The 13,515-nt window shown below is 56.0% G+C and carries 13 protein-coding genes and 1 pseudogene; all 14 read left to right on the forward strand.

The window, feature by feature from the left end:
- Positions 1-24 precede the first annotated feature (24 nt).
- The 14 genes and pseudogenes from VFX97_02315 (at position 25) to VFX97_02380 (ending at position 13,338) form a co-directional block, all read left to right on the forward strand.
- Positions 25-483: a hypothetical protein gene (locus tag VFX97_02315; protein ID HEX5702036.1), complete on the forward strand. Its 459-nt coding sequence runs from the start codon at positions 25-27 to the stop codon at positions 481-483.
- Positions 480-896 carry a nucleoside-diphosphate kinase gene (gene ndk, locus VFX97_02320; GenBank protein ID HEX5702037.1) on the forward strand — a complete coding sequence of 139 codons (417 nt, stop codon included), beginning with the start codon at positions 480-482 and terminating at the stop codon, positions 894-896. The genes VFX97_02315 and ndk overlap by 4 nt, the downstream gene beginning before the upstream one ends.
- 122 nt (positions 897-1,018) lie before the next feature.
- Positions 1,019-1,549, forward strand: a complete 531-nt coding sequence (locus VFX97_02325; protein ID HEX5702038.1) for a DUF4190 domain-containing protein — start codon at positions 1,019-1,021, stop codon at positions 1,547-1,549.
- 23 nt (positions 1,550-1,572) lie between these two features.
- The gene (locus VFX97_02330; protein HEX5702039.1) at positions 1,573-2,079 is read left to right on the forward strand and encodes a DUF4190 domain-containing protein; all 507 of its coding nucleotides are present in this window, start codon (positions 1,573-1,575) and stop codon (positions 2,077-2,079) included.
- A gap of 10 nt (positions 2,080-2,089) precedes the next feature.
- Positions 2,090-2,878, forward strand: coding sequence for a DUF4440 domain-containing protein (locus tag VFX97_02335; protein ID HEX5702040.1), 789 nt, complete (start codon positions 2,090-2,092; stop codon positions 2,876-2,878).
- Positions 2,879-2,961: 83 nt separating this feature from the next.
- Positions 2,962-3,285 (forward strand): annotated as a pseudogene (locus VFX97_02340) (four helix bundle protein).
- A 36-nt stretch (positions 3,286-3,321) separates the two neighbouring features.
- Positions 3,322-3,843 (forward strand): NADH-quinone oxidoreductase subunit I, encoded by a 522-nt coding sequence (locus VFX97_02345; GenBank protein ID HEX5702041.1) that lies wholly within the window; start codon positions 3,322-3,324, stop codon positions 3,841-3,843.
- 174 nt (positions 3,844-4,017) lie between these two features.
- Entirely contained in the window at positions 4,018-5,835 is a 1,818-nt protein-coding gene (locus VFX97_02350; protein ID HEX5702042.1) for a DUF5939 domain-containing protein, read from the forward strand.
- 254 nt (positions 5,836-6,089) lie between these two features.
- Positions 6,090-6,761 (forward strand): ABC transporter ATP-binding protein, encoded by a 672-nt coding sequence (locus VFX97_02355; protein ID HEX5702043.1) that lies wholly within the window; start codon positions 6,090-6,092, stop codon positions 6,759-6,761.
- Positions 6,762-6,887: 126 nt separating this feature from the next.
- Positions 6,888-7,781 carry a DUF1003 domain-containing protein gene (locus VFX97_02360; GenBank protein HEX5702044.1) on the forward strand — a complete coding sequence of 298 codons (894 nt, stop codon included), beginning with the start codon at positions 6,888-6,890 and terminating at the stop codon, positions 7,779-7,781.
- Positions 7,782-7,892: 111 nt separating this feature from the next.
- Entirely contained in the window at positions 7,893-8,588 is a 696-nt protein-coding gene (locus VFX97_02365) for an HAD family phosphatase (GenBank protein HEX5702045.1), read from the forward strand.
- Between the two features lie 363 nt (positions 8,589-8,951).
- Positions 8,952-11,075, forward strand: coding sequence for a polyphosphate kinase 1 (ppk1, locus tag VFX97_02370; protein ID HEX5702046.1), 2,124 nt, complete (start codon positions 8,952-8,954; stop codon positions 11,073-11,075).
- A gap of 121 nt (positions 11,076-11,196) precedes the next feature.
- Positions 11,197-12,186, forward strand: coding sequence for a hypothetical protein (locus VFX97_02375; GenBank protein HEX5702047.1), 990 nt, complete (start codon positions 11,197-11,199; stop codon positions 12,184-12,186).
- A 291-nt stretch (positions 12,187-12,477) separates the two neighbouring features.
- A complete protein-coding gene (locus tag VFX97_02380) occupies positions 12,478-13,338 on the forward strand; it encodes a neutral zinc metallopeptidase (GenBank protein HEX5702048.1) in 861 nt (286 codons plus the stop codon).
- The last annotated feature ends 177 nt before the right edge of the window (positions 13,339-13,515 follow it).

Genomic DNA, 13,515 nt, shown 5'->3' on the forward strand with positions numbered 1-13,515 from the left:
ACGAATTGAAAAACTGAGATCATTGTGTTTAAGAGCGCAATCTTAGTTACCGGACTACTGCTCAGCGTGAGTGCGCCAAGTATCGACACCCACGGTCAAGCGTGCGGATTTTCTATAAACACCATCTATGTCGAGGACGGTGAAGGAAAACCAATTCGCAACGCACGCCTGATCGTTAGTCGGAAGGACCCGAACGACGACTACAACCCACACTTTACCGAAGTCTCAAAAGCTTACTGGAGCGAGGAGCGGAATGCTCACATATACCAGCACGGTCTGTGCGGAAGTCATCGAGATCTGATACTGAGGATTTCTGCGGAAGGTTTCGACACCCTCCAGCACCCGATTGATTTGCCACTAGGTTGGCAGGCGTTTGTGGTCACAATGAGGCGCAACGGAACTGGCGGACCGGCGACATTCAGGACCTTGTCGTGTACGGAAGGCACGACTTTGTGTGTTAAGACAGTGAACACTGAAAAATGAACAATCAAACATTCGCAATCATCAAGCCCGACGCAGTTGCGGCCGGTAACACAGGAAAGATTATCGATCGGATCATCGGCGGTGGCTTTCGTATCCGCGGAATGAAACTGATTCACCAGACGCGCAAACAAGCTGAGGGCTTCTACGAAGTGCATCGCGGCAAGCCGTTCTACGACGGCCTGACGGAATTCATGTCGAGCGGCCCTTGTGTCGTCATGGTTTTGGAGAAGGACGGCGCGGTGAAAGCCTGGCGCGATTTGATGGGCGCTACCGATCCCGCGAAGGCCGATGCTGGAACCATCCGCAAAGAATTCGGATCGTCGGTGGGCGAGAACGCTACCCATGGCTCCGACTCGGACGAGAATGCCGCGATCGAGATTGCCTACTTCTTTAGTCGACTTGAGATTGCTTGAAAATCCGACAGTTGTCAGTCGTTTGTTGTCAGTTGCCCCGCGGCAAGCTGTCTGACGGTTTTTACTGACCACTAACAACTGACAACTGACAACCGACAACTGACAACTGACAACCCCTTATCATGAAACGCTGCCCAAACTGCAACCGCACATTCGATGAAGATTGGCTGGCCTACTGTACGGACGATGGAGGCACGCTGATTGAGACGCAATCTGCGCCGCTCTCTAACGAGCCGCCGCCGACGGTCTTTATTCCGCCCGCCGTCAATACAGATCCGGGCGCGCCGAAACCGTTTGATTTGCCGGGCAGTTATAACCCTCCGCAACCCGTTACGCCCGCGTGGCAGCCGCCACCGCCGCCGCCCATGCGGCAGGGAACCGGTCAGAAGCAGGGTTTGGCAGTTGCCTCTCTGATTCTGGGGATCGCTAGCATAACCATCGGCTGGTGTTGCAGCATTGGTTTGCTTTCAGCCCCCGTAGGAGTTGTGCTGGGGATTATCTCCCTTGTGCAAATCAAGAACGATCCAGTCACCAACACGGGAAAACCCTTGTCCATTATCGGAATCGCGTTGAGTGGCTTTTACATTGTCATCTGGTTCCTGATTTTCATGCTCTACGGAATGGCAATTTTTATGGGAAGCCTGAACCAATAGTCCAATATTAACCCGTCGACGACATGAAGCGTTGTCCCACGTGCAATCTAACGTTTGAAGAAGACTGGCTCACCTTCTGCACACAAGATGGCACGACGCTGGTTGACGAGTCCGCCGATGCGAGTGAGCCGGCGCCGGCGATCTTGCCGCCTGTCCAGCCTGACGCGCCGGTGTGGAGCACCCCTACAGTCGAACTGCCTCCGTCTTCTCCAGAATGGCGGCCGCCCCAACGTCCTGTGCCGGAGTGGCGGCCTCCTCCACCGCCCTACGTTCAATCTCAAAGCAAGAGCCTGGCGACAGCGTCAATGGTTCTCGGCCTGCTGAGTGTCACTATTGGTTGGCTATGCATGGGACCGATGTTCGCGGTTGCGGCAATTGTGCTGGGAGCCGTGTCGCTGTCGCAGATGAAGAAGACGCCTGACCGGGTGGGCGGAAAACCGATGGCCTTGATTGGCGTAGTTACTGGAGGCCTGGCTATTGTCGGGATCATTATCTTCTACATCTTTGTAATTATCGTGGGCACTCTGTGATGGAGCGGCTATGAAGCGTTGTCCTACATGCAAACGCGAGTTCGAAGATTCGATTACTTACTGCCTGGACGACGGTAGTCCGCTAGCGAGTCAATCGCCGCCGGATTCAGATGAGACATTAGTGACTCCGTCCCCGCGCGGTCGTGACATCCCGACGACTCAGTATGGCCAGCTTGGCGGCAAAGCGACCGTTAGTGGTTCGATGGCGGATTTGCCGGGTTTGCCGGCTTACGCGGCGACGCCTGCGAAGCGTCGCGTGTGGCCCTGGGTCGTGGCGGGGCTCGCGATCCTGTTCCTTTTCGGAATTGTGATCGCGGCGGTCATTGCGATCCCTAAGATCGTCAATAGACCAAATCCGAGTCCCGCCGTGGTGACTGAATCGCCGTCGTCGTCAGCACCCAATACGCGGACGCCTTCGGAAGCCAGCTCGGCCAGCGCAGCACCGTCCGACGAAAAAGCCGTATTGTCACAGTTGACTGAGATCGAGAAGCAGTGGACGGTGGCGAACCTCGAAGCCGACAAAGATACGCTCGATCAGATCCTTGCCGAAGACTACCGCGGGGGTAATCCGGTCCACACGAAGCAGCAGTACCTCGACGAGATTAAGCCGGATGCAACCGTGAAGTCGTGGGAATTCCAGGACCTGCGACTGGGGCTGAACGGGAATCGAGCCCAGCTCGATGGCTACTTACGGCAGGAAACTGCGCGCGGCATCGAAGTCTACAGCTTCACGGACGAGTTCGTTTGGAGGGATGGGCGCTGGCAGGCTACGGCGTCGCGCACCACTCGTGTAAGATAAGGCCGAATATTACGAAATTCGAATTGCGAATTGCGAATTGCGAATTGCAGATGGACAAATTTGAACTCTAAAAACGAACGAAGCAGTTTGCGATTCGGATAATTAAGTTCGCCGCCACGTTGCCGTACGGAAAGATTGGTGATGTGATTAGATATCAACTTGTAAAAGCTGGAACATCTGTCGGTGCCAACTATCGGGAGGCCAACCGAGCGGAATCACGAAACGATTTCATTCATAAAATCGGCATAGTTGAAAAGGAAGCTTCAGAGAGTCAATATAGGCTTGAAATTTGTGATGAAGCGAATCTTGGCGACGCAACGCAGCGCCGGTGGCTGCTCGTCGAGTCCGGAGAACTGCTCGCTATCTTCACCAGCTCAGGAAGAACCGCGAAAGCTGCGAGGGCTTGATATTTCGCAATCCGAAATTCGCAATCCGAAATTTTTATGTCCTTAATCACGGAAGTAATCCAGTCAACCAAAGCCATCATCCAGGGGATGGCCGTGACGTTGTCCTACATTCCCAAACGAAAACAGACAGTCGAATACCCGGACGAGCCGATCACCGTGCAGCCGCGTTATCGCGGGCAGCACCTCTTGCACGTGGACGAGCTGGGCCGTGAAAAATGCGTCGCCTGTTTTCTGTGCGCCGCGGCCTGCCCGTCCGAATGCATTTACATCGAAGCCGACGACGATCCGCGCGCAGCGGAAGCACGCATCGGCGTCGATGAACGCTACGCCAAGGTTTACAACATCGATTACGGCCGCTGCATCTTTTGCGGTTTCTGCGTTGAGGCGTGTCCGAAGGACGCGATCACGCACGGGTACAATTTCGAACTTTCCGTTTACAACCGCGCCGACCTGCTGAAGACCAAAGACGACCTCCTGATCACCAAGCAGATCCAGTCAAAGAATTATCGCGTGGCCTTTTCTGATGAGGATGTGGATTCGGAGTACAAGGTGATTTGAGCGTTCCGATCCCACTGTTGGTTTTTCGCTCCGTTAGGAGCGACATGTTTATAGAACCCGTTAGGCAATAACCATCTGCTCTCGGCGCAACATCGACTGATGTTGCGCCGAGCGTTATTTACAACACAGATCGGTGCTATAAATATCGCTCTCCTAACCGGAGCTACGGCCCCCATGGCTTTCAAGGAATTTCACTATCGCTGGGAGTTCGACCTCCAGTCACCCCCGGAAAAACTCTGGCCTTTGGTCGCCGACACCAACCGGTTTAATCGCGATACGGGTGTGCCGGCAGTCAAGAATGTCGGAGAGCCAGGCGAGAACGGACGGCGTTTGCGGTTGACCAGCCTGGGAATTCCCATCGAGTGGGAAGAACAACCGTTCGAATGGGTGCGGCCACACCGCTTCGGCGTAATTCGTCGCTACAGCAAAGGGCCGATGGAAGAATTGCGCGTGCGGGCTGAGTTGGCGCCGCTTAGCACTGGCACAAAGTTAGTTTACGAACTCTGGGCCAGGCCGAAGAACGTGCTGGGCGCGATCGCCATACCAATTCAAATTGGAATAATCAGTGCGCGTAACTTCGCGCGCACCTTTCGCGAATATGACCAGGCAGCGCAGGCCGCACGTTCGCCCGCGATTGAAACGACAGCCGAGGTTGAGTTCACTCCCGGCGGACGCGCGCGACTTACCGCGCTCGCCGAGAAACTGGTGAGCGAAGGCATCGACGAACAGATAGTTGCCGTCCTGGTCGATCATGTTGCAAGCGCAGATGAATTCGCGCTCTCACGCATCCGGCCTTATCAACTCGCCGACGAGAGCGGCAAGCCGCGTCGCCAGATGTTGGAAGCGTGTTTGCAAGCCACGCGCGCGGGCATGCTCGATTTGCAATGGAACCTTATCTGCCCAATGTGTCGGGGCGGCGAGGCCAAAGATTCGCTCGCGGAACTCACTTCAAAAGTGCATTGCGGCGGCTGCAACATCGATTTCAATGTGAACTTTGAGCAGTCGATCGAACTGACTTTCCGTCCGAATCCGTCGATCAGGCAAATCAACGTCGAAACATTTTGCGTCGGCGGGCCGCAGGTCACCCCGCACATCGTGGCGCAGCAAATTCTTAAACCGCAGTCGCAGCGCTCGATAGACATTCAGCTCGAGGAGGGCCGCTATCGCCTGCGCACGACCGGCCTGCCGGGTTGGCAGCACATCTCAGTGACGGACGGCGGGTTGTGCGGGACATCGCTGCGCGCGTCGCCGGAAGGTTGGACGACCGGCGAGGTCGAGTTGTCGAAAAGTTGCAGCCTGGAGCTGGCGAACGCTTTGGACGATGAACAGCTGTTCGTGTTGGAGCGGACCGCGTGGTCGGATGAAGCGGCGACGGCTGCTGAGGTGACGGCGCTGCAAACATTTCGCGATCTGTTCGCGCGCGAAGCGCTCCGGCCGGGCGAACAGATTTCAGTTGGAACTCTGACTGTGCTGTTCACCGATCTAAAAAACTCGACTCAATTGTATCGGGAGATTGGTGACGCGACGGCATTCGGCCGTGTGATGAATCACTTCGATGTGCTGAAGAAGGCAATTGCTGACGAGGAGGGCGCCCTCGTCAAAACAATCGGTGATGCCGTGATGGCCGTGTTTCGCCGGCCGGCAAATGCTCTGCGCGCTATGATTGAGGCGCAACAGCGATTGGCGTCGCCGCCGGACGGGATGTTGCCGTTGACGTTGAAGGGCGGGTTGCACACCGGACCCTGCATTGCCGTGACGTTGAACGATCGGCTCGATTATTTTGGTTCCACCGTGAACCTGGCCGCGCGTTTGGAGGGCCAATCGAGTGGTAACGACGTGGTCATCTCGAATATTGTGTACACGGACCCGGAAGTCGGCGAGATGTTGCTCAATCCCAGGAACCAACTAGTCGCGCAGCCCCTCGAAATGCAGTTAAAGGGTTTCTCAGAAGAACGTTTTGAATTGTGGCGAGTCATGCGAGGAAGGGCTTAACCTAAACGTGACCGTGGCTTTGCACTAAAAGTATCACATCCAGCACGCCTCTCATTCACACCGACGCTTTAGCGCGGTGACCGGCGACCGAAGCGCTTTTGGAAACCGTTTAACGGTTTCTGTTTGTCGACGCGAAGCGTGACACCGGGCTAAAGCCTCGGTGTGAATGAGAACGGTTACTGCTTGGCGTCAGTGAGCACCTTTGAGGCAAAGCCCGTGACCGTTTACTAAAATCTGCGACTATTGAATAGCGAATGCTAATCGAAACTCACGAAGTCACGCGGCTGTATCAGATGGGCGCGAATGAAGTCGTCGCGCTGGATCGCGTGACGATGGGAATTGAGGAAGGCGAGTTCGTGGCCATCCGCGGCACGTCGGGCTCGGGCAAGTCCACGCTGCTGAATTTGCTGGGCGGGCTCGATCGGCCCACGAGCGGCGAGGTCTTGTTCGATTCAAAGCCGCTTGGGCCGCTGACAAAAAAACAGATGGCGCGTTACCGGCGCTTTTCCGTCGGAATGATCTTTCAAAACTTTAATTTGATTCCGACGATGACGGCGGCTGAAAACGTGTGGCTGGCGTTGGCGTTTGGCGGAGTCCGCGGTGGTGAACGACGTAAACGGGCGGCGGAACTGTTGGAACGCGTGGGGCTCGCAGATCGGATGTCGCATCGGCCGGCGGAACTATCAGGCGGCGAACAGCAGCGCGTGGCGATCGCGCGCGCGCTGGCAAATCGTCCACGGCTTCTGCTTGCGGATGAGCCGACCGGAAATTTAGACTCGACACGCGCGCATGAATTGCTTTCTCTCTTGCGTGAAATGGTCGCGAGCGACCGGCTCACGGTTTTGCTCGTTACGCATGATCACGAACTGGCCAGCAGCTTTGCCGATCGAATAGTCATGATGAAGGACGGGAAGGTAGTTGAATAGATTTCGAATTGCGAACTTCGAATTGCGAATTTAATTAAGAATCTTAGTGGTAAGAATCGAGCCCAATGCTACCAGTCTTGAAAATCCGCAATTCGAAATTCGCAATTCGACATCCGAGGTAATCCGATGCCAACAGCCACCCCTCAACCAATGACCGTCGAAGCCATCCGTTCGGTGACGCTGTTTGCGTCGCTGCATGACGAAGAGGCCGCGGAATTGGTGACCCTGCTTCAGAGCCGCCCGGTTACAGCCGGTACGATTCTGTTTCACGCAGGTGAAAACGGCGATGCGATGTACCTGATCCAGAGTGGTCGCGTGCGCATCGCGGTTGACGATGCCGAAGGCCAGCAAATCGTTTTAGCTGAGCTGGCGCAGGGAGATTTCTTTGGCGAGATGTCGCTCATCGATGGCAAGCAACGCTCCGCCGATGCTCACGTGATTGAGGACGCGCAGTTGTCAGTCCTGTCCCGGGAGAATTTTCTGCGCTACATCAATACGCACCCGGGAGTCGCGCTTGAAATGCTCAGCGCCGTCTTCCAACGCCTGCGGCACACTGACCGGATGCTGCAGCAGCGCGTTTCGCGCAACGTCAACGAAGAACAGGCAAAGCGGATGACTCTGGCGGATCGCGCCGCGGATCTCCTCGCAGAGTTCGGCGGTAGCTGGAAATTCATCGGCGTCTCGTTGTTTCTGATTATCTTTTGGATCGCGCTGAATTCGTACTTTTTAATCCGCGGCTTCGACGCAAAGCCCTACGCCATGCTTAATCTGGTGCTGGCAGTGATTGCGGGTTTGCAGGCGCCCATCATCATGATGTCGCAGAACCGGCAAGGCTCGAAGGATCGCCTGCGCGCCGATTTGGACTATCAGGTAAATCTGAAGAACGAACTGGCGTTATCTGAAGTCCTGAGAAGGCTCGACGTGCTCGAGAGCGAGCGTCTGCCGCTTTTGTTCGCGGAACAAAATGAGCGGCTGGGTGAGGTTAAGACCGCTTCGGTAAAGTCTACTAATGCCGGTTAATTCGGGAATTCTTACTTTGCTCGTTTAGAGGCGGGCTACTGCCCGCCCGGTTCTTTTGCAGTTATTTGGCGGCAGTAGCCCGCCTCTAAACGAACGAAGACTCTAATAACAATGATCCAGGCAATCCTATTCGACTTTAACGGCGTGATCATCAATGACGAGCGCATTCATTTGCGCGCTTATCGCGAGGTGCTGGCGGAGCACGACGTCGAGCTCAAAGAGGAAGACTACTTTCAATGTCTCGGCATGGACGATGTCGCGTTCACTCGCGCGGCGTTCGCGCGCGTTGGTCGTGAAGTTGACGACGAGACGACGCGCGGCATCATTGATCGAGAGCACGGACTGCACCGTTCGATCATTGAAGCTGAAGTTCCTTTCGCTCCCGGTATTGTCACATTCATCAAAGAGGCCGCACGGAAGTTTCAGCTTGGGATCGTCAGCATGGCTGAGCTGGCTGAGATTGAACACGTGCTTGGCCCGGCGAATTTGCTTCAGCACTTTTCTGTCATCGTGACTGCTCAACCGGGTCTGAATCACAAGCCGGCGCCCGATTGCTATCAGCGCGGTCTTGAGTTGCTAAATGCGAAGCGCCGGACCGATAGGCAACTGCCGCTGCTGCCGAAGGAATGTCTGGTGATCGAAGATGCGCCGCCGGGAGTCCAAGCCGGGCGCGGGGCCGGGATGAGAACGCTGGGCGTGACAAACACAGTAGCCGAGCCGCTGCTGCGCGCGGCCGGCGCCGACGTCGTGACCGCGAGTCTTGCCGACTGGAACACTGATGCGGTGAAGCACGTCTTTGACGGTTAACGCGAGAATTCACCTGACATCGTGATGAGGTTAGTACCACCTGCGTAACCAGGTGGGCCAAAGACGCAACCTTCTAAGTCACGCGTTGTCCCATCCGCTTACGCAGATGGTACTGACTGAACACCCAATCGGCTAAGCCATAGTTCCGAAATCGCCGGGAGGTGGCGCGAAATAGTACGATTAAGTTGCGCCCGCTTTGTGACTGTGTTCTAGCCTGCTAACTCCTTCCGAATAAACAACTATTTCAACTGACGCGGCTTCTGAAGGAATACCTCGGAATAACAGTTGCTGAATAATCAGAGCCGTTGCTGTCGGTCGGGTTGTGTTCTAGTCACCCAAACAGCTCAATTCGGCATTCAAATTATGCAAGCAATCACAAACGTTTCTTTGAAGGATCGACTAGCAGCAGCCGAGCCCGCGCGGCCAAAGCTAAGTCTCGCACCCGCCCCTGAGCAGCGATTGCTGAATCGCGAGCTAAGCCTGATCGAGTTCTTCCGCCAGGTATTGGACGAAGCACGCGACGAGCGAAATCCGCTACTTGAGCGACTTCGTTTCCTGACCATTTTTTCAAACATCGTCGACGAATTTTTCATGGTGCGCGTGTCCGGCCTGAAAGAGGAGGTCGAGCACGGTTATGTTCATCCGTCGCCCGACGGTTTAACGGCCGCCGAGCAGTTGGAAGAAATTCGCAACCGGTTGGAACCAATGTTCGCCGCGCAGATGCACAGTCTGCGCAAAGAGATTTTGCCGCCACTCGAGGAGCAGGGAATCGTGGTCGCGACTTACGATTCGCTGTCCAGAGTTGAGCACGAGCGCGCCAATGAGTACTTCGCGCAGCACGTGTTTCCGGTGCTGACGCCGCTGGCGGTCGATCCGGTTCACCCATTTCCTTATATATCGGGTCTGAGTCTGAATTTCGGAATCATGGTCAAGGCGAACGACTCAGGCGACGACGACAACGGATCGTTCGTGCGGCTGAAAGTGCCGCCGTTGCTTCCGGGTCTAATTCAACTATTCGACGAACCCAAATTCGTACCATTGAGTGACGTAATCGCCGCAAACCTTGGTTCGCTGTTCCCCGGCATGACTGTGATCAACGCGCACACGTTTCGCGTGACGCGCGATGCCGACATCGACATTCGGGAAGACGAAGCTGAGGACCTCCTTCGCGCTTTGCAGAAGGGACTGCGCAAGCGCCGCTTCGGTTCACCTGTCCGCCTGGAGATCGAAGCCGGCATGCCAAACGAGATGGCGGCCTACCTGATGGAGTCTATCGGCGTCGAGCCCCACGACGTTTATGTCGTTGACGGGCCCCTGGACGTCCAGGAGTACAACACCCTTTGTGACCTCGATCGGCCCGCCCTGAAGTATCCGCCGCTGCGCACGCTGATTCCGGCGCCACTCAAGGAGCAGAAGTCGATCTTTGACGCCATCAAGCGCCGGGATGTGATGCTGCATCACCCTTACACCGACTATTCGGTGGTGATCGATTTCCTGCGGGCCGCTGCCCTGGACCCGAATGTGGTAGCCATCAAAATTTGTTTGTATCGCACTGGTGCCCAATCGGAAATTGCTGAAGTGCTGCGGCAAGCCGGCGAGATGGGCAAACAAGTCACGGCGCTGATCGAACTGAAAGCCCGGTTTGATGAAGAGAACAACATTGAATGGGCACAGCGGCTGGAGCGTGCCGGCGTGCACGTGGTGTATGGCCTCATCGGGTTAAAAACGCACTGCAAAATTGGCTTGGTGGTGCGCCGCGAGGGCGAGACCTTGCGCCGCTATGTGCACATCGCGACCGGCAACTACAATCCGACGTCGTCTTCGAACTTCACAGATTTCGGTGTGTTCACCGCGGACGATGCGATTGGGGAAGATGCGACCGAGTTCTTTAATTATCTGACCGGCTATTCCAAGCAGAAGGAATACCGCAAGCTTCTGGTGTCGCCGGTGAATCTGCGCGAGAAGCTGAACGAACTTATCGAGCGTGAGACAGTTCATGCGAAGGCCGGCCGCCCCGCGCGCATCATGGCGAAGATGAATCGGATCGCGGACGCGCACCTCATCGAGCGTTTGTACGAAGCATCTGAGGCGGGCGTGTCGATCGATTTGATAGTTCGCGGCATCTGCATGCTGCGTCCGGGCGTGCCGGGTTTGTCGGAAAATATTCGCGTGCGCAGTGTCGTCGGCCGCTTTCTCGAGCACAGTCGTTTGATGTATTTCCTCAACGGCGGGGAAGAAGAGATTTATCTCGGCAGCGCAGACTGGATGGTGCGCAACCTGGATCGTCGCGTCGAGGTAGTCACGCCGGTCGAAGATCCCGGCTTCAAGAAGTATTTGAAGGACGATGTGCTGCAGGCTTACCTGCGCGACAACGTGAACGCGCGCGAGCTACAGCCTGACGGTTCGTACGTGCGGATCGCCCCGGCTAGCGGCGTCGAGGCCTTCGACAGCCAGATATACTTTGAAGGTTTCGACCTGAACAGCTAGGTGCGCACGCGTCTCGCGTGCTTGCACGCCAGAGGCGTGCAAGTACCGCAGCTTGGCACTCGGCCCTCATTTGTGAAACCATGCGCAGCTAAACACCAACATCTTTCGGAAGGAAATCAAAATGTTTTCAAGAGAGAATCGACGGACATTCGTGCTCGTGATCAGCTTGATGATCCTGAGTTCTTCCAGCGCATTCGCGCAAAAGAAATCCGATAAGCCCGACAAGAAGGACATACAAATTCCGGCGAACGCTCCGCGCGTTCTGTGGAGCGATCCGGGCAACATATCTTCGCGCGACTTGTTTCTGGGACCTGGCGGCGCCGCGATGAAGCCCGATCTGTCGCGGGTGACTTTTGTGAAAGTCGAGACGGGCGGCTTTTCAACCAAGTATCGAGTGAAAGATGGATCAGGTCGGACCTGGGTGGTAAAAGTTGGCCAGGAAGCGCGACCTGAGACTGCTGCGGTTCGTTTGGCCTGGGCTGCCGGCTACGCGACGGAAGTGAATTACCTCTACCCCTGTGTCACCATCGTGGGCGCGCCCAAACCACACAAAAAAGAATACGAATGCGCGAACAATGGTCACGCGAATGTTCGTTTTGAAGCACGGCCTGAGAATGTGGAGCGCCTCGAGGAGTGGTCGTGGAAGAGCAACCCCTTCTCCGGTAAGAGAGAGTTGAAGGGCTTGATTGTCTTGATGGCGCTTCTCAATAACTGGGACCTGAAAGACAGCAACAACAAGATTCTGCTGGTTAACAATGGCAGCGGCCAGCCGGAGCTTCGTTACATCATCAGTGATTTGGGCGCGACCTTTGGCAAGACTGGTGGCTTCCTGAGTCGCAGCCGCAACGAGCCTGAAGATTACGTTAAGGCCAAATTCGTCGAAGGAGTCAACGGCCGGGAAGTGAAGCTTGCTTACAGCGGGAAAGAGCAAGTACTGATGCAGGGCATCACCATTGACGACGCGCGTTGGATCGGCAGCCTGCTATCACAGTTGAGTGACAGCCAGTTGGCGGATGCTTTTCGCGCCGGCAATTTCACCTCGGAGGAAATTCAAATGCTGGTGACGGCGACGCGCGCGCGAATCAATCAACTGGTGAATCTCCCGGGTTAGCTTCTGAGTCCTGTAGGGACGAAATGTTTATAGCCCGCAGTTTACTAAAATCTGTCAAAGCTCCGGAGGAGCGAAATGTTGCCGAGAACGGCAAACATTCCGTGTCCTCCGGAGCTGAACCACATCGTTGCAGCCCTCAGCTATAAACATTTTGCCGCTCTGCGGCCGGTCAAAAACCCCCAACTATCCCGATTCTGGCCCCAAGCTTCCCTCGTACGCTAATGAACCCGTCAAGAGTTGCCGACTAGTCCTGTGAGTTCGCAGTCTTGATCATCTCGGGAGGACTAACTAATGCGCTGGAGAGATCGCAGAGAAAGCACCAACATCGAGGATCGCCGCGGAATGTCAGGCGGGGGCAAGTTGGCCCTCGGCGGCCTGGGTGGATGCGGCACCATTGTCGTGCTTTTGCTGGCGCTGCTGTTTGGCGCCGATCCGCGTCAGCTACTCGAGCAGTTACCGTCCACTGGTAGCGGCGGCGGTGCTCCGGCGACGCGACCGGTCAATCCGCAGGAAGAGGAGCTCAGGAAATTTGTCGGAGTTGTGCTGGCAGAAACCGAAGACGCCTGGACGGATGTTTTTAAGAAGATTGGCAGGACCTATCGCAAACCGACACTCGTGCTTTTCAACGATCAAGTCGAGTCGGCTTGCGGTGTCGCCGGCGCCGCGGTGGGGCCATTCTACTGTCCCGGCGACGAGAAGCTTTACATCGACCTTTCATTCTTCCAGGAGCTCCGGACAAAACTTGGCGCGCCGGGAGATTTTGCCATCGCGTATGTCGTGGCCCATGAAGTCGGTCATCACGTGCAGAACCTGCTCGGAACAATGAATGAGGTGAACTCGGCGCGGCGCCGGTTGAGCGAAGGTCAGGCGAATCAACTTTCAGTGCGGGTTGAGTTGCAGGCAGATTTTTACGCCGGCGTGTGGGCCCACTACGCGCGCAATCAGGGCATCGTTGAAGAGGGTGATATTGAAGAAGCTTTAGGCGCCGCCAGCGCCGTCGGCGATGATCGTCTGCAGCAGCGGGGGCAGGGCTACGTGGTGCCCGATTCGTTCACGCACGGAACCTCCGCACAGCGCGCGCAATGGTTTAGAAAAGGCTTCGAAACCGGCGACGTGCGGCAGGGCGACACGTTTAGTTCCGGCGGGTACTAGATCGCGTGCAACGGGGCAGTAGCCCGACCGCGAGGGTGGACAATTTGGTCGCGACTAACCTGGGGCGATGCCCCAGGCTTTTACAGCGCGCGCCTTGGGCGCTCTCCTTTTTATCTCGCCCAAGACATTCCCCCGCTGTATACTCCCGCCGATTTCGCTTATCAGCTTCCTCAATCG

The organism is Pyrinomonadaceae bacterium (assembly GCA_036277115.1).
Classification (GTDB): domain Bacteria; phylum Acidobacteriota; class Blastocatellia; order Pyrinomonadales; family Pyrinomonadaceae; genus UBA11740.